At 65.1% G+C, this 22,105-nt stretch carries 25 protein-coding genes and 2 pseudogenes; 11 read left to right on the top strand and 16 right to left on the bottom strand.

Annotated features, from left to right (window positions below):
• Nucleotides 1-478 precede the first annotated feature (478 nt).
• Nucleotides 479-1,730: pseudogene (gene istA / locus AB0L64_RS27425) on the top strand (IS21 family transposase).
• Nucleotides 1,730-2,477: pseudogene (istB, locus tag AB0L64_RS27420) on the top strand (IS21-like element helper ATPase IstB). The pseudogenes istA and istB overlap by 1 nt, the downstream one beginning before the upstream one ends.
• Nucleotides 2,478-3,060: 583 nt before the next feature.
• Here the strand turns inward: istB and AB0L64_RS27415 are convergent.
• From AB0L64_RS27415 to AB0L64_RS27405, 3 genes are all read right to left on the bottom strand, one after another.
• Nucleotides 3,061-3,438, bottom strand: coding sequence for a hypothetical protein (locus AB0L64_RS27415; RefSeq protein WP_363714524.1), 378 nt, complete (start codon nt 3,436-3,438; stop codon nt 3,061-3,063).
• Between the two features lie 569 nt (nt 3,439-4,007).
• Complete coding sequence (locus AB0L64_RS27410; RefSeq protein WP_363714522.1) at nt 4,008-4,160, bottom strand: hypothetical protein; 153 nt, start codon at nt 4,158-4,160, stop codon at nt 4,008-4,010.
• Nucleotides 4,161-5,069: 909 nt separating this feature from the next.
• Nucleotides 5,070-5,417 (bottom strand): hypothetical protein, encoded by a 348-nt coding sequence (locus AB0L64_RS27405; protein ID WP_363714520.1) that lies wholly within the window; start codon nt 5,415-5,417, stop codon nt 5,070-5,072.
• A gap of 272 nt (nt 5,418-5,689) precedes the next feature.
• Here AB0L64_RS27405 and AB0L64_RS27400 point away from each other — a divergent pair, with 272 nt between their 5' ends.
• The gene (locus AB0L64_RS27400) at nt 5,690-6,214 is read left to right on the top strand and encodes a hypothetical protein (protein ID WP_363714518.1); all 525 of its coding nucleotides are present in this window, start codon (nt 5,690-5,692) and stop codon (nt 6,212-6,214) included.
• 755 nt (nt 6,215-6,969) lie between these two features.
• Nucleotides 6,970-7,239: a hypothetical protein gene (locus AB0L64_RS27395; RefSeq protein ID WP_363714516.1), complete on the top strand. Its 270-nt coding sequence runs from the start codon at nt 6,970-6,972 to the stop codon at nt 7,237-7,239.
• Nucleotides 7,240-7,358: 119 nt separating this feature from the next.
• On the opposite strand, the gene AB0L64_RS27390 is transcribed toward AB0L64_RS27395, so the two are convergent.
• Nucleotides 7,359-7,982, bottom strand: coding sequence for a CbrC family protein (locus AB0L64_RS27390; RefSeq protein WP_363714542.1), 624 nt, complete (start codon nt 7,980-7,982; stop codon nt 7,359-7,361).
• 191 nt (nt 7,983-8,173) lie between these two features.
• Between AB0L64_RS27390 and AB0L64_RS27385 the strand changes: the two genes are divergently transcribed.
• Nucleotides 8,174-8,638 carry a hypothetical protein gene (locus AB0L64_RS27385; protein ID WP_363714514.1) on the top strand — a complete coding sequence of 155 codons (465 nt, stop codon included), beginning with the start codon at nt 8,174-8,176 and terminating at the stop codon, nt 8,636-8,638.
• Nucleotides 8,639-8,723: 85 nt separating this feature from the next.
• Here the strand turns inward: AB0L64_RS27385 and AB0L64_RS27380 are convergent, their stop codons facing one another.
• Nucleotides 8,724-9,041 carry an ankyrin repeat domain-containing protein gene (locus AB0L64_RS27380; RefSeq protein ID WP_363714512.1) on the bottom strand — a complete coding sequence of 106 codons (318 nt, stop codon included), beginning with the start codon at nt 9,039-9,041 and terminating at the stop codon, nt 8,724-8,726.
• Nucleotides 9,042-9,188: 147 nt separating this feature from the next.
• On the opposite strand from AB0L64_RS27380, the gene AB0L64_RS27375 reads away from it, so the two are divergent.
• Nucleotides 9,189-9,830, top strand: coding sequence for a hypothetical protein (locus AB0L64_RS27375; RefSeq protein ID WP_363714510.1), 642 nt, complete (start codon nt 9,189-9,191; stop codon nt 9,828-9,830).
• A gap of 97 nt (nt 9,831-9,927) precedes the next feature.
• Here the strand turns inward: AB0L64_RS27375 and AB0L64_RS27370 are convergent, their stop codons facing one another.
• Both AB0L64_RS27370 and AB0L64_RS27365 read right to left on the bottom strand, forming a co-directional pair.
• The gene (locus tag AB0L64_RS27370; protein ID WP_363714508.1) at nt 9,928-10,299 is read right to left on the bottom strand and encodes a hypothetical protein; all 372 of its coding nucleotides are present in this window, start codon (nt 10,297-10,299) and stop codon (nt 9,928-9,930) included.
• A 78-nt stretch (nt 10,300-10,377) separates the two neighbouring features.
• Complete coding sequence (locus AB0L64_RS27365; protein WP_363714506.1) at nt 10,378-10,770, bottom strand: hypothetical protein; 393 nt, start codon at nt 10,768-10,770, stop codon at nt 10,378-10,380.
• A 108-nt stretch (nt 10,771-10,878) separates the two neighbouring features.
• On the opposite strand from AB0L64_RS27365, the gene AB0L64_RS27360 reads away from it, so the two are divergent.
• Nucleotides 10,879-11,322: a hypothetical protein gene (locus AB0L64_RS27360; RefSeq protein ID WP_363714504.1), complete on the top strand. Its 444-nt coding sequence runs from the start codon at nt 10,879-10,881 to the stop codon at nt 11,320-11,322.
• Between the two features lie 171 nt (nt 11,323-11,493).
• Here the strand turns inward: AB0L64_RS27360 and AB0L64_RS27355 are convergent, their stop codons facing one another.
• The 4 genes from AB0L64_RS27355 to AB0L64_RS27340 all read right to left on the bottom strand — a co-directional run bounded on the left by AB0L64_RS27355 (nt 11,494) and on the right by AB0L64_RS27340 (nt 14,184).
• On the bottom strand, nt 11,494-12,417 hold the full coding sequence (locus AB0L64_RS27355) for a hypothetical protein (RefSeq protein ID WP_363714502.1): 924 nt from the start codon (nt 12,415-12,417) through the stop codon (nt 11,494-11,496).
• Between the two features lie 135 nt (nt 12,418-12,552).
• Nucleotides 12,553-12,993 carry a DUF4304 domain-containing protein gene (locus tag AB0L64_RS27350; protein ID WP_363714540.1) on the bottom strand — a complete coding sequence of 147 codons (441 nt, stop codon included), beginning with the start codon at nt 12,991-12,993 and terminating at the stop codon, nt 12,553-12,555.
• A 215-nt stretch (nt 12,994-13,208) separates the two neighbouring features.
• Nucleotides 13,209-13,544: a hypothetical protein gene (locus AB0L64_RS27345; protein WP_363714500.1), complete on the bottom strand. Its 336-nt coding sequence runs from the start codon at nt 13,542-13,544 to the stop codon at nt 13,209-13,211.
• 112 nt (nt 13,545-13,656) lie between these two features.
• Nucleotides 13,657-14,184, bottom strand: a complete 528-nt coding sequence (locus AB0L64_RS27340) for a hypothetical protein (RefSeq protein WP_363714498.1) — start codon at nt 14,182-14,184, stop codon at nt 13,657-13,659.
• Between the two features lie 412 nt (nt 14,185-14,596).
• Between AB0L64_RS27340 and AB0L64_RS27335 the strand changes: the two genes are divergently transcribed.
• On the top strand, nt 14,597-15,259 hold the full coding sequence (locus AB0L64_RS27335) for a hypothetical protein (protein ID WP_363714496.1): 663 nt from the start codon (nt 14,597-14,599) through the stop codon (nt 15,257-15,259).
• A gap of 350 nt (nt 15,260-15,609) precedes the next feature.
• Nucleotides 15,610-16,131, top strand: a complete 522-nt coding sequence (locus AB0L64_RS27330) for a hypothetical protein (protein WP_363714494.1) — start codon at nt 15,610-15,612, stop codon at nt 16,129-16,131.
• Nucleotides 16,132-16,669: 538 nt separating this feature from the next.
• Here AB0L64_RS27330 and AB0L64_RS27325 read toward each other — a convergent pair.
• Nucleotides 16,670-16,909 carry a hypothetical protein gene (locus AB0L64_RS27325; protein WP_363714544.1) on the bottom strand — a complete coding sequence of 80 codons (240 nt, stop codon included), beginning with the start codon at nt 16,907-16,909 and terminating at the stop codon, nt 16,670-16,672.
• Here AB0L64_RS27325 and AB0L64_RS27320 point away from each other — a divergent pair.
• Nucleotides 16,866-17,834 (top strand): DUF4386 domain-containing protein, encoded by a 969-nt coding sequence (locus AB0L64_RS27320; RefSeq protein WP_363714492.1) that lies wholly within the window; start codon nt 16,866-16,868, stop codon nt 17,832-17,834. The genes AB0L64_RS27325 and AB0L64_RS27320 overlap by 44 nt on opposite strands.
• 97 nt (nt 17,835-17,931) lie before the next feature.
• On the opposite strand, the gene AB0L64_RS27315 is transcribed toward AB0L64_RS27320, so the two are convergent.
• The 4 genes from AB0L64_RS27315 to AB0L64_RS27300 form a co-directional block, all read right to left on the bottom strand.
• On the bottom strand, nt 17,932-18,498 hold the full coding sequence (locus tag AB0L64_RS27315) for a hypothetical protein (protein WP_363714490.1): 567 nt from the start codon (nt 18,496-18,498) through the stop codon (nt 17,932-17,934).
• A 364-nt stretch (nt 18,499-18,862) separates the two neighbouring features.
• Nucleotides 18,863-19,642 (bottom strand): aminoglycoside phosphotransferase family protein, encoded by a 780-nt coding sequence (locus AB0L64_RS27310; RefSeq protein WP_363714488.1) that lies wholly within the window; start codon nt 19,640-19,642, stop codon nt 18,863-18,865.
• Between the two features lie 328 nt (nt 19,643-19,970).
• Nucleotides 19,971-20,528 (bottom strand): dihydrofolate reductase family protein, encoded by a 558-nt coding sequence (locus AB0L64_RS27305; RefSeq protein WP_363714486.1) that lies wholly within the window; start codon nt 20,526-20,528, stop codon nt 19,971-19,973.
• 508 nt (nt 20,529-21,036) lie between these two features.
• Entirely contained in the window at nt 21,037-21,348 is a 312-nt protein-coding gene (locus tag AB0L64_RS27300) for an EthD family reductase (RefSeq protein WP_363714484.1), read from the bottom strand.
• A 157-nt stretch (nt 21,349-21,505) separates the two neighbouring features.
• Here AB0L64_RS27300 and AB0L64_RS27295 point away from each other — a divergent pair, with 157 nt between their 5' ends.
• Nucleotides 21,506-21,859, top strand: a complete 354-nt coding sequence (locus AB0L64_RS27295) for a helix-turn-helix domain-containing protein (protein WP_363714482.1) — start codon at nt 21,506-21,508, stop codon at nt 21,857-21,859.
• The last annotated feature ends 246 nt before the right edge of the window (nt 21,860-22,105 follow it).

Genomic DNA, 22,105 nt, shown 5'->3' with positions numbered 1-22,105 from the left:
CCGCCACCAAAACCAACGACTAACAACCAACAACCAAACCGGGTGGGTCAACCTTCACCCGGAACAGCTGGGTCAAGGTTCGACCGGCGTTGACAATGGAAGAGATCAGGGGTTCGAATCCCCTTAGCTCCACCGCAAGAGTTGACAGTTCAGAAGGCACTTTCGCCCTTGGCCTGTTTTCGTTAGAGGCCCCGGTGGGAGAGATTTGGGAGAAGCGCTCGCCTCCCACCGACTTGGCCGCAAGCGTCTCAGCCTCCGGCTGACCTTCTCGATGGTGGCCTTGATTACGGCACCCACGTGAGCAGCTTCTCCCGCTCGTCGCCGTCCATCGCGAGTACCGACGTGATCCAGCGGTCCTGCCCTTCATGTTGTGACCAAGACGGTGTCGGCGGCAGCTGAATACTGACCAGTGCACGGCAACTGAAAACTGACCAGCTTCCCGGGACCCTGGCTTGTAGCGAGCCGGGGAGGGAGCCAGGTGTTGAGCGTGGAGGACTGGGCGGAGATCCGGCGGTGCGTCGGTCTGAGGGTGTGTCGGTTTCGGAGATCGCGCGGGTGTTGGGGATCTCGAGGAACACGGTGAGGTCGGCGTTGGCCAGTGATGGACCGCCGAGGTACGAGAGGCGGTCTGCGGGTTCGGTGGTGGATGGGTTCGAGCCGCGGATCCGGGAGTTGTTGCGGGCGTTTCCGATGATGCCGTCGACGGTGATCGCTGAGCGGATCGGCTGGCCGTACTCGATCCGGACGTTGAGCGGTCGGGTGGCGGAGTTGCGGCCGGTGTATCTGCCGCCGGATCCGGCGTCGCGGACCAGCTATGCGGCTGGTGAGATCGCGCAGTGTGATTTCTGGTTCCCCGACATTGTGCTGCCGGTCGGGTTCGGCCAGACCCGGACCGCGAAGAAGTTGCCGGTGCTGACGATGGTCACCGGCTATGCCCGCTGGGACTCGGCGGTGCTGATCCGTCTCGTCAGGCGGAGGACTTGTTTGCCGGCTGGTGGCGGCTGATTGCCGCGTTGGGCGCGGTCCCGCGGGTGCTGGTCTGGGATGGCGAGGGCGCGATCGGCAGGTGGCGGGGGCGGCGCAGCGAGCTGACTGTGGAGTGTCAGGGGTTCCGCGGCACGCTGGCGGCCAAGGTGGTCATCTGCCGGCCCGCCGATCCCGAGGCGAAGGGGCTGGTCGAGCGGCTGCACGACTGCCTGGAACGCTCGTTCCTGCCCGGCCGGACCTTCACCGGTCCCGGCGATTTCAACACCCAACTCCAAGGGTTTCTGGTCCGGGCGAACACCCGCCAGCACCGTGCGTTGGGGTGCCGCCCGGCCGGTCGGATCGTCGCTGACCGGGCCGCGATGCTCGCCTTGCCGCCAATGCCACCCACAGTCGGTTGGCGGTCGTCGACCCGGCTGGCCAGGGATCACTACATCCGCCTGGACAGCAACGACTACTCCGTCCACCCCGGCGTGATCGGCCGGCGGATCGACGTCCACGCCGACCTGGAACGGGTGCGGGCGTTCTGCGACGGGCGCCTGGTCGCCGACCACGAACGGGTCTGGGCCAAACACCAAACCCTCACAGCCGCAGAGCATCTCGTCGCGGCCCGGGCATTGCGCCGCGACCGATTGGAGATCCTCAGACCCGCCCGGCCCAGCCGCGATCCAGTAGTCGAGCAGCGGCAGCTGACCGACTACGACACCGCCCTTGGACTCGATCTGACCGATGGCGGGGTGGCGTGATGACCACCCGCTCAGCGACCGGCACCGCGCACCGCGACCTGAAAAGCGAACTCGCGTTCCTGACCCGCTCGCTCAAGGCGCCGACCCTGCGGGAGTCGGTGCCCCGGCTGGCCGACCGGGCCCGAACCGAGTCCTGGACGCACGAGGAGTTCCTGGTCGCCTGCCTGCAACGCGAGGTCGCCGCCCGCGAATCCCACGGCGGCGAGGGCCGGATCCGCGCCGCCAGGGTTCCCGGCCCGCAAGAGCATCGAGGAGTTCGACTTCGACCACGCCCGCGGCCTGAAACGCGACACCATCGCCCACCTCGCCACCTTGGACTTCATCACCGCCAAGGACAACGTGGTGTTCCTCGGCCCACCCGGCACCGGCAAGACCCACCTCGCCACCGGGCTCGCGATCCGCGCCTGCCAAGCCGGCCACCGCGTCCAGTTCGCCACCGCATCGCAATGGGTCGCCCGGCTCGCCGACGCCCACACCACCGGCACCCTCCAAACCGAGCTCGTCCGGCTCGGCCGCTACCCACTGCTGGTCGTCGACGAGGTCGGCTACATCCCGTTCGAACCCGAAGCCACGAATCTGTTCTTCCAACTCGTCTCGTCCCGCTACGAACGCGCCAGCCTGATCGTCACCAGCAACAAACCCTCCGGCCGCTGGGGCGAAGTCTTCGGCGACGACGTCGTCGCCGCCGCCATGATCGACCGCCTCGTCCACCACGCCGAAGTCATCGCCCCCAAAGGCGACAGCTAACGACTCAAAGACCGCAACCTCGGCCGCGTCCCAACCGCCGCGACCGACGAACCATGAACCAGAAGGTGGTCAGTTTTCAGTTGCCGCCAACTGGTCAGATTTCACCTGCCGTTGACAGACGGGCCCCCGGGGGCCGAGAGCGCGCCGCCATCACAGGGCGGGCCGCCTGCCCACATTTCGCTTCGCTGCGCTATGGGCGCGTCCCTTGGCTTGGCGCGCACGTGCCGACAGGGTGCCGGGTCGAAGACATGAGAACTCGCCGTCAACGCTCGACGTCCTGTCGGTGACAGCCACTCGCCGGCAGGGCCGGCCACTCGCCGTCGCTTGCTGGCCCATGCCGCCCTGTTGGCCTGCGCGGTTCCCGCATCGCCCGCTTGCAATCATGGAAGGGACCGCCCGGCCCGGAACGCGTCAGGGGCGCCTACGGCTTCCCTACAGGAACTCCGCCCCTTGACCCGCACCGCACCGAATCTGAGGTCGGCAGCTATCGGGGTGATGCGGGAGGTCTGCCCGTGCGCTTGACACGTAACCGTCACCGTTTGACGGCCGCCTCAAACGGCAGCCTACTCGCCTCACGTCGACATCAGCTGTCCCATAGCGGAGACAAGATCTCAATAGCAGCTGACGTGGTCGATAACTTGATCGGCGCCCAATGGACCATCCAAATTCCGTGGCCGCGTTTCCACCACAGGATCCACCGACCGCATTCCAGTTGATTCCCCGGGGATGGCGGACACTCAAAACCGACCAGGACACTGCCATCCGGCAACGACCGCGTCTGCTCGCCGTCTGGCTCACGGCGCTCGGGAAACTTGTTCCAGTAGTAGCCATTCCAGCCCGGAGAGAAGACCTTCGCCGCAAACCAAGCACCCGATCTGCTCGAATAATCTAAGGCGGTTACGCCGAGATACCCGCCATCGGCAAGCTTGATGTCCAAGATGCTGGACCCGCGCTCGTACATTCGGTGAACTGGATCAGATCCTCTCGGCCGAATGGTCGAACCCGGCCAGGCAGTCCGCGCAGCGGCATCGCTCGGTAGGAAATCGATAGCCGACGAATCAGGCCCGCGGCGCGACACTAACCAGACTCCAGTGCTGGCAGCCACGACGACCCCGACAATCGCAAGCGACACACAGCGCCGACCACATCGCCGCACCGGTTGAGGCAGACCGATCCTGGTTGGCGGCATGGCGCCAACTGTAAACGGCATCAGGCCGACCTCGTGAGTCCACCTTCGCGACAACGCTCGGCCAAGCTGGATGCGGTAGCTCGCGTTGCCCGGCAGACCACAGGACCGCCTACCAGCGTGGGAGGATTTTGGAGCGAGCCGCGCGTATAAACGGCGCCCGACCCGCATTAACCAGGATGGCGAAAACGCCTTGCAGGCAAGGAAATGAGCGTTGTTCCGGGTAGGCGATCATGCGACCCGCGCCCATCGCATGGAAGAGGTCAGGGGTTCCCCTAAGCTCCACCGCGGGTCAGAGGCCGGTTTCCCGAGTGGGAGACCGGCCTCTTGCATGACCTGAGTGACTACCGGTTCCGGCGCAGGATCTCGTCCATCGCCTCGGCACCCTCGGTCAGCACCGGTCGCAACTCGTGCAGGTACACCGTCTCGTCACTCGGGGTGCTCTTCTGCCCAGCCAACTGCGAGATGCTCACGCCCTTGGCACTGAGCAACGTCACGAAGCTGTGCCGCAGCCCCCGAGGCGCCCGCTCCGCAGCACTCAGTCCAGGTGTCAGGTCGACCAAGCGGCGGAATGCACGCCGGACGTTGGCGGCGTCCTGTTCGGTGCCGATCGATGTACAGAAATCCAGATTGTGATGCCTCCACCGATCGCCAGCGGCGGTCTTGCAGTCTCCTGGTGTTTCAGGTGCTCGGCCAGCGCATCAACGCATCCTTCAGGCAGACGGAGCGTCCGGCGAGACTTGTGCGTCTTGGTGTCGCGCGCTGGCGAACCGACCGCCATACCTCGATCGACGGCGGCTGGGGCGGATCGTCGTACGACGCTCCCTTCAAGTCCACGTGATCCCACGTCAGGGCGCGTGATCGGGCACCCGTTACGTGGTCGACCTCGGCGTCTACATCGAAGTCAGGGGAGGCTGGGGCTGCACGTACTAGCTCAAGGTCAGCACCCTGACTGAGCAGCCACCAGAGCACATCCTCTGGGTGACGCAGCCGCGGTCCTGGTCGACATAAGCAAAGGATGACCAGCCGTTGGCATGGCGCCAAGACATGGCAAGAGAATACGAACCGGACTCCGGCGCCAGCATGGTCGAAGAGTTCGGCGTCACCTGGAGACACAGTCAGGTGGGCGGCCCCCGGCGAAGGGCGTTCCCTCAACTCAGCGCGGCTTAGCGGGATCCGGGGGACCTGCTGCTCCAAGGAACCCAGGCGGCAGGCTGGGCCATCCTGCCCCTGGACGCTACGACGTGGCTGACGGCCCAGGTCAGAGAGAAGCGTCCCCAGAAGGCTCGATGACGACGTCGTCTTCGTTGACTCGGGCGCCAACCTTCCCGTGGTCATCGAGGCGGTACAGGGCGTGGCCTCGAGGGCCGCCGTCGTGATTGGATCCGAGCTCTGCCCGCCGTCGCTCACGCCCAGATGTATTCCTCAGCGATCGCGCCGTCCTTCCACTTGGCGACGGTGACCATTCGGCTCCCGTCCTCGAATTCCCCAATCACGCACGTCCACTCACCCGATCCGAACCCGATCGGATGGGACACGATCTGGGGCGGCGTTCCACCTGCAGACGCGACGTACTCCTTCATCGCGCCGATGTGTTCTTGGATGCCGTGCGTGGGCGGCGTCCCCTTCCAGTCGACCAGCACGTCAGCTGTGTGATGATGGGCGAACACGCCGTCCCAATCGGCGTTGTTCCATCCTGTGAAGTCAAGGTCGTCCATACCCTTGAGGTTGCGTGCCACCTGGTCTTCGCTCATGCGCCGCCTCCAATTCGATCAACGGACCGGCTTGGGTCGCAGGGTGCGGCCATCTCTCGACTCTAGGCACATCGACATGGCCTGACTAGTGAGATGGGCGGCGAAACCCGAACGCGGGGAGCCGAGGACCAATCATCGAGGTCCAACGCGATGGACCACGTCCATGCGGCGGCGCCGTCCTGTGGCGAGTCTCAGCACGCAGCAACGTCCTCAATGCGGCGCGTCAGCGCGCGACTCAGCAGTCTTGACTGACTCCCTGAGACACTCGCCGGGTGAAGGATGGGCGCGTCGAATACCTGCTGTTGTCGGATGGTCTGGATTTCGCGAGACGAGGCGTGGCCGTCCACGAGGCACTGACGCTTGTTGCAGCCGAGATGGGCCGTGCCGAGACGGACATACCGTGGTCCATGTGCAGCGACTGGCCGCCGGAGGTCGTTGAGGCAGCGTCCAGACTGTGCGATCGCTTTGTCCCCGACTCGAAACGCAACGATCACTACATGCAGACAGGTGTCCAGTCCACCAGTGACTCCGAGGTGCGGGACGACTTCATCACCGTGGCGCCACACGCCTACGACGCGACGTTCTGGCGGCGCGATTATGGAGAGGTCGCCAGCCTCAGCGATGAAGGAACCTCCTGCGCCATCTGGCTCACCGACGACCAGCGGAACGTCCTTGCCAATGTTGTCGGTGCCGACCGGGTGGTGAGCTACGAGGATTGGCGTCGCGCGCATCCCTCGTCCTCGCGTCGGCAACTGCATCGCCTCAAACCGAGACTGCCTCGAGCTCGATCAGACTAGAGGACCGATCGCGCCGCCGATGCCAACCGTCCGGCCCGATGTTGATAGGTGTCAGCTCGCGGTGCTGAGCGCTTCACAAGACACCTTCATTGATCCGTGGCATGACGGTGCCACCGTCGGTGCTGGTACCAGATCGCGGCGGCGCACACCGCTGCGCCGACCCAAGGAAACCAGAGTCCAGCCCTCGACCAGGAGGCGGTGTGCACGACGTCGTTGTCGTCGTCCCCCATTGGACCACCCGGTTGGTAACTCGCCCGCACAGAGCGTCCTCGTTCGACGAAGCCATCGAGCGTCACGCGGTCCCTGACAACCGCCCCATCGTCGCTCACCCATCGACCCGAGTTGGTGCATGCCCCTCGCAGACCGGAGCAGGTGGTCGACGTCTCCGTGAACGTCCCCCAGTACGCCGGCCGGCCGCGGCCGGCGAATGTCATGACGCCGATCACGATGAGCGCTATGCAGACGCCTGCCATGCTCGCGTAGAAGAGTGCATGCCCCGTGGCGCGCAGGCGGCTCCAGACCGTGCCCCAACTCGCCATGAGCTAAGCATCGCACAAGACGATCTGTGAGCCCGCTCAGGCATGCGCGGAACGTGGCATTGTGCGGATCTTGGCGCGACAGCACGACAGTCGCGAAGCCTCGTTGTCTCTGGGCGTAGCCGCTTGGGTCCTACTGCCTACGCGGTGCCTGACCTCCGGCTCTACCGGCGGGGTTAGCTACCGGATCGACTAGGAGTGGACCTTTAGGAGGCAATCATGACAACAACCATGCAAGATCAGTCTTCAGTTCGGTCCCCTAGTGGAGGCTGGGCTGCACGGATCCTTGTTCGCGAGATGTGGGCCACGCTGGCGATCGTCGCGATGTGGGTGGCCGTGCTGTTCGTCGGCGTTTATGGAGGCGAGGCGACGTTCCACGGCGTCGATTCGAGTTTCAGCAGCGTTCCCTCGGGGGTGTTTGTCGCCCTCTTCGCCGCTATCGGCACCGGCTCCGTCGCCAAGCGAGTGTTCGGGCGCAAGTCGGAGTAGCGGCCAAGGCAGGTCGTTCGGTAGTGCGAGGTACCGATCGGCCACGCTCGTGATTCAAGAGCGGTCAGCCATCGACCGCACATCGGCATGACCGCGCGGATCGCGTCGGATCCGCGCGTCTAGCTAGCGTCTGAGTAGGCAAAGTGGGTGCCGCAGTGGAGGCATCGGAACAGGTAGCCGGTCAGCTCGCCGTCGCGATGCATTGCGGCGATTTGTTCTTCGGCAGCGGATGCATCGACGCCCAATTGGACCAGGTCGGCTCGCAGCGAGGCGAGAGCATCTGGCAGGGGTCTGACATCGTCCCAGCCGACCCGCCCCAGGAACGCTGCGGCGTCCGCGCAGTGGTAGAGCCAGTGTTCTTGCTGCCAGCCGATGAAGCCGGGTGTTCGCTGCGAGATCTCCTCGCGGACAGCCTTCGGCACGTCGTCGGGTACGCCCCAGCCAACGTCGGTGAACTCAGCTCGGATGCCGTCCCGCAACCCTAGACTGATGGCAGCCGTGCCGTCCGCAATACACCGCAGGCAAACGACCTCCGGTTGACGCCCAAAGACAGGCCCCGCATACCGAAAGCCTGCCGGCCGACTACAGAGGTCACACGCCGACCGCCACGCACCGCGCAGGTTCCATCCTGAAGCCCGGAGCCCCAGCAACACCCACCCCGTGGCCGCACTAAGGCAGGCGAGACCGAGTATGCGCAGAGCCGTCTTCACGATCGGACAGTAACGGACCGCCCCAGCCACCATCCAGCCGCTCGAGCAGGGCCGCGCCGCTGTGGATGTGAGCGGACAGCGGCAGATCCGAGCGCTCATGCGAGGCACTGACATGCCTCCGCGACCAACGAACTGATCGCAGCAACTTGTCAGGTCGAGCGTAGCCGCGCTCAACGCGGCATGTCCGTGGAGCATGACCAAGCACCGCCGGGCATCATCGGCTCATGTTGATTCGCGATGCCGAGGCCGACTTGTTGACGATGCTGGCCGACGGCGGCGTGACCTCTGGTCCGATCAGGTCCGGTGACGTAGCGACTGTCGTTGAGGTCTTTCGCCGATTCGCAGCCATCCCTGCCGATGATGCCGCACCCGCCGATGAAGACGGAGACGGTGTTCTTGCTCAGTTCGGGACGTACACGTTCCGGGACACCCCGGAATTCGACACAGACCTGACCCGCCAGTTCGTCGGACAGCTCCAGGAGGATCCCCCACTTTGGCAACTGAGCTGCACGATTCACTGGGACCCAACTCCCGAAACAGCGGCCCTGGCGCAGGGCAACCTATGGTCGTTCGGCGTGAGCCTTGACGACTTCTTCGCCCAGGCGGCAGCGCTTCCGGGTTGGGCATGGGCCCTCGGTGGCAGGGCGTCACCCCGGGACCTTGAGATCTGCTTCGAAGAGGTTTGTTGAGCCGGTCTTGCATACTCCGATCGTGAGCCCGAAGTGGCACAGCCGGGCAGGAACACACGGTCGGCGGCAGATGAGGCCGTTGGATCTACGCCTTGCGCGCAGCGAAGGCCTCGATTAGCGAGATCGCAAGCCAGTGACCGTGGAGCAGAGCTATGTGGAGAGCAGAACCCACCCCGCCGCCTACAGGCGACGCAAGTGGATCTGCCCCTCGGGCGAGTAGGTACGCCGTGACGTCGACGTGAAGCGGGTCGCCCGTCTGGGTGTGTGCGTCGATTTCGACGTCGACCGCGTGCTGCAGCAGGGTCAGACCGCCGTTGATCTCTTCGACGTCGACACCGCCATCGAGCAACTCCCGCAGTTTCGGCAGGTCCTCATTCTCGACGGCAAGATGCGCGGGTGTCATCGTCATTCCTTCGGTTGGCGCAGAAGGTATCTGCGTAGCACACGGACGACGTCAGCCGCAGTACTCGCGGCTGGTCGGATGCCTCCATCCCGACAGCGGCAGATGCGGAAGTTCGGTCGTCGGCGTGGCGCACTACACTGCTCGGCTGTGCGATCGGCCGAAGTCCTCGAACAGCTCGACGCCGGAGCCGAAGAGTTCCTGTTTCCGGACCTCGGCCACGGCTACTACTACGCTGTCGACGCGCGGCTCCATGGATACCATGACGCTAGGCAGTGGGCCCTCATCGTCGAGACGGTCGGCTACTCTCCACGGGCCGGCAACCTCATCGACGTGCTCCATGTGTTCGCAAACTGCTTAACCAGCGGCGAACCCGGCCTCGACAACGGCGACTTCCTCGATCGGGTCGACAACTGGGACGAGATAGAGGACCCCGACGAGCCCGAGACGTACCGGGGAGGACCCGTAGTGCTTCGTGGTCAGAAAATCGCGGTCGCTGCCAAATCAGGCGAGGACATGGTCGACGTGCTGCGTCGGCTCGTCCCGCGCCATCGCGAGCTTCTCCTGGCTGACGAGGGGGAGCTGCGGCGCCGGATCCCGGTCGACATACCTGAGATTCTGCGGCTGGACCAGTGGAACCACCCCGACCTGGCCGGCGAGTCACGACCGAGCCAGTCTGAGACGTTCCGCCAGATTGCCGATGTCCTGACGACCGGCGACCTCAGGCTGTACACGCCCAGACTGCCGCCCAATACTCACTGGTCCAATTGGCCGGACTCGGGAAGTCTGTAGCCTGGCGAACGCCAAGCCGCCCATCGGCACGACAGCCACCGCGCGGCTCGAGACAAGGCGCGGACAGCGGCATATCCGGACGTTCGTGCCGCTGATCTCAGGGACGCTCTCCGAACCAGCGGAGTTCCGCCGGGGCAAGAGTTTCGATCAACTGGCCGTCGCGGATGGTCCACGACGTCGATTGTTGCCGTTCGTCGCTCAAGAGGAAGAAGCCAGCCGGCATGTCCAGGTCCTCATCCACTGGGGCCAGTCGTGCGAGCTCGGCAACCAGTTCGCGGAACGAGGCCACTGCTGATTCCCGGATGTCACCGCCGTAGAACACGTAGAGCGTCCAATTGAATGGCTTGACGGGAAAAGCCCAACCACCTGCATAGGCGTGCTGGCCGTACTTGGCCACGATCTGCTCGACCTGTTGTCGCTGCTTGTGGTCGACCTCAAGCCATCCGCGAACGGCGACGTACATCCCCATGAGGGCAATATAGGGGCCGCGCCTCAGACTTTCCTGATTGGCCCCATTTGAACGGACCGCGGCAGATCCGAGCGATCGCTAGTCGACTGGTTTCGATGCCATGCTGTCCCACCCGCACCAGTCATCGCGGTCGAATTCGTCGGGGTGGTCGATGACACGCTTCGACCGCCGCGCCCAGGTAGATAGCCATAGGTCATTCGATCGGCCGGCTATTTCGATGGCAGCGGCGATTCGCGAGTCTGAATGGTCGGAATGACCGATGGTGCAATACAGGCTTCCGAGCAGGTCCCGGCGTGATGGGCATCCCGGATCCCCAACTAGCTGAACGAGCGCCTCGAGATTCTCGGGCTCGGCCATGAGGATGTCCCAGTCCTGCTCAGGCCACTTGGCACCGCTGTAAGCCCATGCCCGGATCTCCTCCCCGGAGGGCTCGTAGACACTCCGAATCGGTGGTCCGTCGTATTGGGACATGAGCCCACCTTGGCACGTCGCTTTGCCCACCCGCATTTCGGCAGTTCCGTGCTTCACGGACAGCGGCAAGTCCGGACGTCTGGGAGCGCGGCCTGAGACGATCGGGCGGTGGAGAACAGTCTGGTTCTCGGCGCTCTTGACGCTGAGCATCTCGCCGTCAGCGTGCTCGGTCGGGCGCATCCGGGCGCCTCCGACTACTGGGACGGGAACTGGATCCGCTCCACGATCAAGGTGCGTGCAGGCGGCTTCACCGCGGACGTCAGTGCGGATCTCCGGACAGACGAACTACAGAGGCTGGCCGAGGGATTGAAGTTCATCAACGACAACCTCTCCGGCACCGCGGTCTTGCAGAGTATGGAGCACTGGATTGATCTGACGATCGAATGCAAGCCGAACGGAAGCCTGACGGTGTCCGGCGAAGTCATGGACCAGCCCGGCGTAGGGAACCGGTTGGCCATCGAACTGCACGACCTCGATCAGACGCACGTACAAGCCTGGCTGTCCCAGCTAACCGAGATCGAACGAGCCTTCCCGATCGTTGGCCGGCCCTGACCACCACCCGCTCAACGTCCTCAACTCGGCAAATCCGTGCTTCACCGGCAGCGGCAAGTCCGGACGTTTATACAGGCCTGGTCGGATGACGTGCAGGGAGCACGATTTCTAGTGACCGTCGTCCCCCTGGCTCCAGTCAGCGCAGCGTTCGATTCCGCGGAAGTGACTCGTTCAGGTGAGTGCGACGCGGCGGCCAGTGCCTATCTCTTCGCTTGAGTCGTCGGTGACCACGGCGAAGGCACCGGACGGGACGCCAGGCAGTGCGGCGACGTCCGCGGCGACGCTCAGCAGGACCTCTGCTGGGGCGCCGGCGACGAAGAAGACGTAGGCTCCGTCGATCTCGTCGCCGTCGTCGTAGATGTCGAAGCTGCCGTCGCTCGACTCGTCATCGAGAAAGTCCTCGATGTCGTCGATCCAGCCGTACTCATACCCGGGGTCACCGGGCGGGATGCCGCCAGCACCCTTCAGCAGAACGTGGATCTCGACCACGAGCTCCCCGGCAACGCGATCCTGCAAGGCGCCGCGCGGCAGTGCCGTCAACTGCGCCGCCTGCGGGCGTAGTACCGAGCGCACGGTCGACGTGCCGGCATCCCAATGCGGGAACGGATCCTGCGGCAACGGGAGGTTCGGTTCGCCGCGGAGTTCGCGGAGACGTCTGCGCCGCAGCGTCCCCGCGGCGAGTGGAGCGGGCCGCACACGGTCCGGGATCGCCGGGTGCTCACCAGGCAGGTCCAGCGCCCGCTGTACGCGCGACACACCTTCCAGCACGGCCGGCAGCGCAAGCAGTCTGCGTTCGTCAGGCTCCAGTACCTCGAGCTGGCCGAAGTCGATACGCAGCTCAACCAGATGCCGCTTCCGGCCGCGAACCACGCGCTCCTCGACGGGCCTCTCGTACGCCGCCCTGACCACGATCAGGTGGATCTCCAGCACCGGCGCCGTACTGATCCCTCGCCACCAGGCCAGCCACGACTCGTCCTCACCGAGGAGCTCGACGACCCGGTCGACCTCCTGCAGAAAGCCGTTCTCGGCGCCCATTGCGCCGGCCTCGACACCGCCCTCCAGCCAGTAGCCCGCAGCACCATTCGGATCGACCATGACGAGACTGTAGTCTCCGGGCGCCGTCCAGCGCCGGATTCAGGCCCGATCCTCTACGTCCCTCAACATCGGCAGTTCCGAGCCTTTCACTAACGGCGGCAGATGAGTACGTTTCGGCCGCCGGAGTCAGATGCCTCAGCGGTTGTCTTGCCTGATTCCCTCGAAGGTTCCGCGAGGTCCCGGGCTCTGATCCGTCATCTCCCGGCGCAACTTTGGGACTGCCGCGTCGTGACGTACCACCAAGATCTCGGCGACCAACGGTTCGGTGTCCTGCGAGGTGTACAGCCTCCACCAGTGATCGCGCCCGTGGGTGAGGTGGCCGATGCGCTGCAAATAGCGGTGCGGCCCGATCCTGTTCGGCGATGGCTTGGCGGACAGGTGCGGGGAGCGTTCTCTCGCGTCGTCCCATGCCTGCTTGCCGACGACGAGAAGGTTGATGGTGAACTTCACCCATTCGGCGTTGCTCGCACTCGAACTCTGGAAGCCCAGCATTACCCAGTCTCGGTCGTCAGGAAGCACGAAGAGGCGGCCCGAGCCCTTGAAGCCCGACTCTCGGAGCGCAGGGGGCCCAGCGATTCGCTAACACGCTCTTGAAGAGCTCGGGTGCCCGCTCGTCCGCCGGTGGCGTCTGGGGACTGTCGCTGGCTCGCTGCTTCTTGCGCTTGAGGAACGCCATGCCGAAAGTCTCGCAGCGGCCCCCCGACCGGCGCACTCATCGGCATGGGCACTTCACCATCGGCGGCAAATGAGTGCGTTCGAGCGCCGCAGCTGATTGAGGTGGGCCTGTGGCCTCACGCGTCAGACGATGGAGTGTTCACCCTCGTGTCGTGGTCCCACCACTGCTCTGAGATCACAGCACCGCTCTCGTCGTAGGTACGACTCACGCCATGGCGAACGTTGGCACGCCAGAAGTCCTCGGCTCGGAGCCGTCCTGAGGCATCCCAGTCCCGTGCCGGTCCATGCTGTCGACCGTCGACATAAGAGAGTTCGCTACGGGTACCGTCCTCCATGACGTCGAAGGCGATGCCCGTGAACGGTTGGCCCCAATAGTGCATGACCAAGTCTGGCCCAAACTCCAGTTCAGCGTCGGGCACCTGCAACTCGCTGCCTTCCTGGCCCACGTCCACGCGAGCACAATGCCACGTCCCTCCCCGCGTAATGCTCACGGGGATGAGCGCGCGCGCACAGCGGCTGCCATGTCCGGACGTTGAGTTCACCTGATCAGCGTGTCTGGCCGCATCATGTGTCGATGTTGTTCGGCGACGGATCCGCCTCGCCCTCGGGCAGATCCTCGATGAAGTAGACCCGATAAGGCGAGCATGTTCGCTGAACTGCTTCGGCCACGGATTGCGTCCAGGGGTTCAATACCACACCGACCTCGCCGGGCCGAGCAGCGAGGAACTCAACTCCCTTGACTGCGTCATAGGCGGTGAGATCTAGTGCAACTCGCTGCCTCTGGCCGGATTCGACTGCGTCGTGCTCGACATCGATGGGCGAGCCAATGGTCTGTTCGGAGTCGCCCCGGTCTCGCGTAGCTCGTTCTCGCAGGAACTTGAGCGGGTGGCGAAGGGGCCATGATGGCTCTACGACAGTGCGTGCGATCTCGAGCAGGGATGACTGTGGCCAGATGGCTCCGTCTGCAGCCGCAGCCTGACGAAGGACTTCGGCGGCCTCCGTGACGGTTGGCCTGGGTCGCGGGCTGCGGAGACTTGCGAGAGCCGCATCAAAATGCTCGGCCACGCCCCGTTCACGGTCGTCGGTCAACATCCGCCCCGCTCAATGCACCCCAGCCGCCGCGCCACGGTAGAGCGGCGCGCGCGTGTCATCCACCTGGGACTAGCCCCGCCTACAGTCATGCGCACAGTCTGACGGATCAGGCCTGGCCGTGGCGTCCGCCGGCGCGCAGATCCGCAAGATCTTCCCGCTTTCGCAGTTCCGCGCTTTACTCTCCGCGGCAGATGCCATCGGATGTACGGCGCACGAGCACCGACGACCTCGATCGGGCAGCTGTCAGCTGCCAATGACCGCCAATCCGGGCCATATGAAGTGCAGCGCCCAACCCGCTGACTACCATCGTGCGGTGAGTGTCTCTGAGCGTGTCCGTCGGGCCGGGACTGCGCCGCTGCCAGCGGGCGAGTGGGCACAGCTCGTTGCAGATCCCAGCCCGAGCGTGCGGCGTGTGCTGGCTGCGCGTGAGGATGCGCCGCGCCTGGTGCTTGAACGCTTGGCTCGGGACCGTGATCGTCAGACGAGGCAAGCGGTGGTCAGCAATCCGGGCTGTCCACCGGAGGTGCTACTCGTCTTCTTGCGCGACAGCGAGCGGCAGATCCGGTGGGATGCGGTTCAGCATCCCAACGTCGACGAAGCTGTTCGGCGTGCCGCGGTTCGGTCTGCCGACAACGACGTCAGGTGGGCTGCGGCCCAGCTGCATGACCTGGAGCCTGACCTGATCGAGGCTCTGCTTGCAGACGCCGAGTGGCAGGTACGCGAGCAATTGGCGGTGAATACTCGCAACGCGAGCGTCCTGGAGGCTCTGATGCAGGACCGCGATGCGCGTGTGCGCGGCGAGGTCGCTCTCAATGAGCTGGCGACAGGCGACCAACTGCGCAGACTCGCCGAGGACGCCAGCGCCGGGGCCCGGGCCAAGGTGGCCGCCCGTGATCTCCTTCCAGTGGACGTTCAACTCCGGCTCGCAGGGGACCGATCAAGCAATGTTCGCTGGTGGCTCTGCGTCAGCCATGACGACGATGTCGGCCTGATGAGAAGAATGAGCGCCGACCCCGACAAGCTGGTTGCCGACCACGCAAAGGCTGCACTCGATCAGCGGCAGCCCGGCCGGTGACTCGCGGAAACATCCTCAACTCGGCAGATCCGTGCTTCACCGAAAGCGGGTATAAGCGGGCGTGTCGTCGATCCCGTGGGGGAACCGCGACACCTCCCGCTGAGGAGTGAGTTCCCCGGACCCGGCCCGGCTCGAACGGACAGCCACCCTCACCGAACAGCGGGCAGGGCGCACCCTTGCCGAGTAGATGCGCATTGGGCGGGCTCGTGCAGTCTAGTTCGCTCCGCCCGCTCATCGGCTGCTTGTGTCATTGCTGTTGGGACCGATCCTGGCGCCGCCTCGCGATCCTCCAAGGCGCCGGCATTGCAGACGGTAGCGCGCAGCGGGTCGGTTCGGGGATCATCAACCCCGTGCACAGATACTCCGCTGACCCGCCAAGGTGGCTGTTCGCGATCTGGTATGGCGTGGTCGGCGGCGTGGTGGTTGGGCTGTGGGTCAAGGCGGTCACCGAGGCTAGCTGGGCAAGATCAGGGATTGTGGCCGTCATCGGCACGATTGTCGCTACGGGGGCCGTCTGGTGGTTGGAGCCCGGCTGGCGGCGTCAACGCGACGAACTCGAGGGCGGTCTATCCGCTGACAAAGTGGCGCTCGCGCGGCGTGCGGCTGTGCGTGGACCAGTACCGAACGATCCCGAGGTCCGGGCTGCGGCCCTCCGGATCGCCTCCAAGAGCCTGATCAGGTCCCGCTGGCAGCCAGGACCCAGGCTCACCACGGCTCTCGGCGGAATGATGGCGATCGGTTCCGTAGGAGCGGGGCTGTCCGGCTCACTCTGGACTGTGCTGTATGCGCTCGCTGCGGCCGGGATGTTGTACTCGGGTCTGTACCTTCCCAAGCAACTCCGCCGACGCATCGAACTGCTCTCGCAGCAGTAGATATCCCGCCTTATTGTTGGCTTCCCGCACCGCCCCAGGCAACGTTGCCTGGCGGAGGCTCTCGTGGGACAACCCAAGCTGATCATCAGTATGTCGGCTGCGCTCTCATCGGCAGTTCCGTGCTTCCCTGACAGCGGCAGATCAGTGCGTTCGAAGGGTCATCGGTGGACGTGAAGCTCGACCAGTTGGTAGAGCAGACGAGGAGGAAGCGACCGCTCGCACGTCTCGCATGTCACGGCTCCATCCGTCTCGCGCATCGGCCTTCCATCCGCTGGGCAATGCCACGAGCCGCCCCATTTGACGCGTGAGGCGGCAGGCCGAGCCGGTGGCTTGGCCACCAACTCCATCAGGTCTGTGCCAACGACCTGGGAGAAATCCATGTTCGTTGCCGTGCAGTAGAGCGTGCCTTCTCGGACCTGGGTCGACGCACCGCAACGGGGACAGAACATGCCTGTCACGGTAACCCGGTCAACTCAGGCTCCGCACGTCGGCAGTTCCGCGCCTCACCGACAGCGGCAGATCCGCGAAGATCCGTTGGCTAACGTCGGCGCGGTTCAGCGTCGTAGTAGACGGTGATCGTCAACTCGTCCTCAGCGGCAGTGACGTTCGACTTGAAAGTCAGGTCCTCCACCTGAACATCGCCGAGGGAGTCCAGGGTGTCGGCGACCCTACGAAGCAACGCTGCTACGTCACCAGAGCCCCTTCCGGACGGGTTCGACTGCGAGAAGTGCCGGATGGTCCAACCCGGATCAGCGGAGGACGGGCGCACGTCGGTCACAGTTGGAGTGTTTCAGGCCCATGGTTCATATGTCCGCTCATCGGCAGCTCCGTGCTTCACGGACAGCGGCAGATCCGGACGTGTGGCGTCTCAGCAGTGGTCGTTCGCCTCTGACCTCAACGCGGAAGCGGTCGAACGATCGAGATTGAATGGAGGTGCAGGGACCATGTCATCTACGACGTCGTACCCATCACGTGTCCAAGGCGATTCTCGGTCAGGCAACAGCGTGCGTGAGCACAGGGCTGCCGCCACGACAGCGGGGATCCTGTTCATCGTCGGGACGGTGGCCGGCATCCTCAGCAAGGCCGTCACTTCTTTCCCTGTGCACAATGCGGACGACCCGCTCGCCTACGCCGCGGACCACTCCGGCACCGTCGCGACGGGGGCGCTGCTCGTGCTCGTCATGGGTCTGTCGCTCGCGTTGGTCGCGGTGGTGCTCTTCCCAGTGTTGCGGCGGGGGGACGAAGTGCTGGCCACGGGCTACCTGATCATCCGAGGGGCGGTCGAGACGACCACCTATGTCATCGTCGCCATCGCGTGGCTGGTGCTCGTGCCACTGGCCGAGACCATGTCGGCAGGACCGGGCACGGCCTCACCATCTGGCGTGCGTCTGGGTACCCTCGTGATCGACTCTGATGGGGCCAGCGTGATCATGTCGCTGGTGTTCTGCCTTGGTGCCGCCCTCTTCTACGTCCTGCTCTTGCGATCGCGCATCGTCCCCCGCTGGATCACGGTCTGGGGTCTCACGGGGATCCCGTTCTACGTTGCCGCCTACCTGCTCGCGATGTACGGAGTTGTCGGCATCAACTCCTCCGAGGTGAATGTCCTCTGCCTGCCCCTGGCCGTCCAGGAGATGGTGCTAGCGGTCTGGATGATCGCGCGCGGCTTCCGTCCGGCGGCCGTCTCGAGCACGGCCAAGATCTGAAGGAGGCCACAATAGAGGCCCACTCATCGGCTGCTTGTTTCGCGGGCAGCGGCAAATCCGGACGTCTCCGAGGTAGGCGTGTTGCCTCCTGCGACCTTCAGCGGACACCTCGGACCAAGATCACTCGGTCGGGCTCCCCAAGACCTTCAGTTTGGATCCAACCCCTGCCGTGCACAAAGCCCTTGGCGAAGAGTTCGGCTTCCAGTCTCCGCGGCGCCCAGTCGCTGCGGTACATGTCCGCCAACCGTTCACCAGTGTCCTCAAACAGGTGGCACGTCGCGTACACCCGCCGTCGGTGCAGCCACTCGTACTTAACGACCGGCCGACGGACGTAGGTGTCCAGCAACTCGCATCCCCGGTCAGCGAGGTCGGTCGGGGTGCCTTCTAGAACGAATCCATCACGGGTCGGCGTAGGCGGGAACGTCCGATCGTGGACGCTGATCCGGTCTCCTCGCAGCCGATTCCCGCTGAGTTCCAAACCGACGTTGACCAGGGCAACGTCGGGCGCGTCGATGTCCAAGGAGAGCAGGAGTCTGTCGTCGTCAAGCTCAGCACAATACGGGCGAAGGCGTCCGTCAACCAAGACTCGCAGTGCCGCCAGGAACCTGAGTTGGAACGACGTCAGCTCTGCATCCTCTAACTCGAAGTATTCACGGTCGTCCACGTCGGACACGCTAGTTGAACATGTCGCCCCTGGGGGTCTAGGACGACCTCTCATCGGCAGTTCCGTGCTCCACCGACAGCGGCATGTCAGCGCGTTCTCCGTCGTCCGGTCTCGTAGACGAAACGGCCCTCAAGCTCGCCGCTTCGTCCGACACCCTGCAAGGCGATGCACGCACACCGGCATGTGCGTGCGTTGGCCAGCCCCTCAGGTGGTGGTCACGCATCGAGCCTGTCGCGAATCGGGTGGTGGTGGATACGTGTCGAAGATCTACGGGCCGCTCACATTCGGAGTGACAACGGGGCGGTATGCAGCCGGACATAGATGGACGTTTACGGACCGTCGCCGGGTGCGAGGCAGTGGCAGTTCACCGGGGAATCGCGAGTACCTTGGCGACTGCGTGCCATGCGTTGTTCGCGAGCTTGGGGTTCGTGTCCTTGAATTCTCGCAACACGATCAGGGCCTGGGACAGCACTCGCCCGCGGCCGCGGAGCCAGGTTGCGTCGTCTACGTTCAGCGTGGCGCGGAACTCGTCGTGGACGTTCGCGGGCAGCAGGTACCAAGCGGGAAACAGATCGCACGCCGGATCGCCGACACCGCATATCTCGAAGTCGAGCACCGCCGTCAGTCGGCCCGCCGCCGACACGAGTAGGTTGCCCGGCGTCAGGTCTGAGTGCACCCACACCGCCCGCCCGTCGTACGGTGCCGCGAGCGACTCCTCCCAGGACGCCTGCGCTGCGCGAGTGTCGATCAGGCCATCCAGCTCGACGATCGCCTTTCGCGTCAAGGCGTCCATCGAGAGCATCGGCGCGCGTGTTCGGCGTTCGCCCGGATACGCCGGCGGCCGGTCCGGCAGGTCGATCCGGCGGAACGCGTCGACGAACGCCGCGAGGTCCGCCGCGAGCCCACGCGGATCAGCCAGCGCCTCGGGGGAGGGGGGCGTACCGGTGAGCCAGCGGTGGACGGACCACTCGCCCGGAAACGCGTCGGTGGGTGAGCCGATCGCTTCGACAGAAGGGATGGTCACAGGCAGGAGCGGTGCGAGTGCCGCGAGCTTCTCCTGCTCCTGTTGCACTATCTCGGTGATCGAGGGGCGGAGCGGCAGCCGTACGCACAGGTCAGAACCGAGGCGGTAGATCGCGTTCACCAAGCCACTGGAGTCGACCGTCTCCAGCAGCGACGCGGCACTGCGGGAACTGAGCGTCCACGAGCTCGCGGACGAGTGGTGTGTCGATGTCGGTCTGGTCGGCGTTGATATTGCGGGGACGCACGTGCCCATACCAGCGATCGAATCTGTCAGCCGTCAACCGAGTATCCAGGTCGTGCCGGGCGATGGATCACCGCGACGGCGAGCATGCTGCGCTCTTCAGAGGCCGGTTCCCATGCAAGGGCCGGCCGCTTGTGTGACCGAGGCGTCGTTCGGCGCGGTGAGTGCGAGGAGGACGCCGCGCTGCCGGTGAGTGGAACCCTGGGATTCAGTGCGCGCGGCGGTAGTGCATGGCCACCACGCCGTTGTGGAGCGGTTCCGCCGAGAGCAGTTCGAGTCGGCGCGTGTTGGGCAGCCCGCCCTGGTACAGCGTCGGGCCGTGGCCTGCGATCCGGGGATGGATGAGCAGCTTGTACTCGTCGATCATGTCCAGCCGGTCGAGCTCGGTCGCGAGCTTGCCGCTTCCGAGGAGGACCCCGGCGGGGGTCGCATCCTTGAGCTTCTGTACGGCCTCGCGCAGATCGCCGGCGAGGTGGTGGCTGTTCGCCCACGGGAAGTCCTTGCGCGTCGAGGACACCACGTACTTGGGCTTGGCCTCCAGCTTGACCGCCCACTCGCGCATGGCCGGCGGTGCTTCCTCGTCGCCGCGGGCGACGGCCGGCCAGTAGCTCTCCATCAGCTCGTAGGTGACGCGACCCCACAGCATTGCCCCGCTCTCGTCCATGAGACGGGTGAAGAACGCGTGCGTCTCGTCGTCGGCGATCCCCTCCTGGTGGTCGACGCAACCATCCAGGGTGAGGTTGAGGCTGAAGGTGAGAAGTCCCATGGCCGGCGAGTCTAGCGCCACTACGGCGGCGTTTCCGTCGTACGCCGCACCGCCTCCCAGGGACGCCATCGGTCCGGAATCCATTGCGCGGAGGGTCAGGGGGTTCGAGTGCCCTAAGCTCCAACCCCAGATTCGAGGCCGGTTCCACTCGGGAGACCGGCCTCCTGCGTGGCATGAGTGACTACTGGCTTGCGGAATCGGCGGGCTCTCGTCCAGATGCTTCCACCATCGAGGCGGGTCCGAAGCTCCATCGAGTCCACCCGAGCGAGGTGAGACCCGAGAGCCCGGCCGAACCGCATGCCGGCACGCATCCGAACCCCGCGCGACCCTCAGCCGCCGCCCCAAGCAGACAACCGCGCTTTCGTGACGAAGCTCCCGGCCACCCGGGGCGCCGCCAGAGCCCTAGCCGTACAGCGTCCGCGGGCGTCCGGATCTACCGAGGCGAGTGCGAGCACCGGTTCCCGCGGACATGGCGCACCGCGGATACGGCGGTGCTTCAGGGCCAGGCTCAGCAGGTGCCGTTCTGCACCGGAAAGTGCATGACGACCACACCGCCGGTGGCGTAGTTGGCGACATCCGCAGACGCCTCGCGGCCCTGCGGAGACGACCTCGCCGCGGTCAGGGCCGCAGCGTCGGCGAACTCGGCCTCGAAGACCGCGAAGTACGGCGTCTGCCCCTGCGTCGCTGTCACCTCGAAGCTGTAGCGAAACGCGAGCAGGCCCGGCATGCGCGCGACCAGCGGGAGATGCTTGCTCACGTAGTAGTCGCGGAAATGGTCGGGATCGGCCGGCTCGGGATACAAGACCAACAGCTTGTGCACAACAACCTCCGTTCAGGGGCGAGCGACCACCGATCGGTCGCACGACCCGGTAGTAATCGCCTCCCGAAGCCAATCCCCAAGCGCTTCGGAAATCGAATCGATGGGCAATACGATAGTGTGTCTGATATCGAAGCAGCAAGAGGGGACGGTACGACGGATGGCGGCACCCAGGCCGGGACGGGCGGTCCGAGGGTCGAGCACCGGCCGCCCACTGATGGCCGCCCTCGACCTGCTCGGCCGTAGGTGGAACCTGCGGATCATCTGGGAACTGCAACATGGGCCGGTCGGGTTCCGTGCATTGCAGGAGCGCTGCGACAACATGTCCTCAAGCGTGCTGCGGCAACGGCTGACCGAACTGGTCGACGCCGCCCTCGTCGAGCAGCATCCGGACACCACCTACGCCCTCACCGAGCTGGGCCACGGCGTCTACCGCGCGCTGCGCCCGCTCGTTCGGTGGTCCGCAGAGTGGGCCGCGACCCTCTCCGCCGCCGATTCCGAAGACACCCGCTAGCGATCGACCCTTGAAGAGCCCGCGGTACGGGTCGATGCCAGGATCCACAGGTACACACGCGGCGCCGGCAACACATGGGTGTACCACTCCAAGGCCTGTCGGGATCCCGCGACGCGACCGGTCACAGTCTGGATCAAGACGGTTCTGCGTTTCCCGAGGGCACCGAGTGGTTGGTCGGTGATCGGCTTTATCGACTGGAACGCCTGCGCCGCCGCGACGTGATCGGCGGCGAGTGGTCACCCCCGT

The organism is Kribbella sp. NPDC051936 (genome assembly GCF_040680955.1).
In the GTDB taxonomy this organism is placed as follows: domain Bacteria; phylum Actinomycetota; class Actinomycetes; order Propionibacteriales; family Kribbellaceae; genus Kribbella.
Note: the sequence above shows the minus strand (reverse complement) of the source record. Positions and strands in the feature narration are given on the sequence as shown.

Excerpts from the sequence above, each read along its gene's own strand:
- AB0L64_RS27395 (WP_363714516.1), top strand. The coding sequence starts at position 6,970 with ATGACAACAACCATGCAAGATCAGTCTTCAGTTCGGTCCCCTAGTGGA.
- AB0L64_RS27415 (WP_363714524.1), bottom strand. The coding sequence starts at position 3,438 with ATGTACGAGCGCGGGTCCAGCATCTTGGACATCAAGCTTGCCGATGGC.
- AB0L64_RS27340 (WP_363714498.1), bottom strand. The coding sequence starts at position 14,184 with ATGTTGACCGACGACCGTGAACGGGGCGTGGCCGAGCATTTTGATGCG.
- AB0L64_RS27320 (WP_363714492.1), top strand. The coding sequence starts at position 16,866 with ATGGTCCAACCCGGATCAGCGGAGGACGGGCGCACGTCGGTCACAGTT.
- AB0L64_RS27405 (WP_363714520.1), bottom strand. The coding sequence starts at position 5,417 with ATGAGCGAAGACCAGGTGGCACGCAACCTCAAGGGTATGGACGACCTT.
- AB0L64_RS27385 (WP_363714514.1), top strand. The coding sequence starts at position 8,174 with ATGTTGATTCGCGATGCCGAGGCCGACTTGTTGACGATGCTGGCCGAC.
- AB0L64_RS27380 (WP_363714512.1), bottom strand. The coding sequence starts at position 9,041 with ATGACACCCGCGCATCTTGCCGTCGAGAATGAGGACCTGCCGAAACTG.
- AB0L64_RS27365 (WP_363714506.1), bottom strand. The coding sequence starts at position 10,770 with ATGTCCCAATACGACGGACCACCGATTCGGAGTGTCTACGAGCCCTCC.
- AB0L64_RS27295 (WP_363714482.1), top strand. The coding sequence starts at position 21,506 with ATGGCGGCACCCAGGCCGGGACGGGCGGTCCGAGGGTCGAGCACCGGC.
- AB0L64_RS27305 (WP_363714486.1), bottom strand. The coding sequence starts at position 20,528 with ATGGGACTTCTCACCTTCAGCCTCAACCTCACCCTGGATGGTTGCGTC.
- AB0L64_RS27370 (WP_363714508.1), bottom strand. The coding sequence starts at position 10,299 with ATGGGGATGTACGTCGCCGTTCGCGGATGGCTTGAGGTCGACCACAAG.
- AB0L64_RS27390 (WP_363714542.1), bottom strand. The coding sequence starts at position 7,982 with ATGGTGGCTGGGGCGGTCCGTTACTGTCCGATCGTGAAGACGGCTCTG.
- AB0L64_RS27355 (WP_363714502.1), bottom strand. The coding sequence starts at position 12,417 with ATGGTCGATCCGAATGGTGCTGCGGGCTACTGGCTGGAGGGCGGTGTC.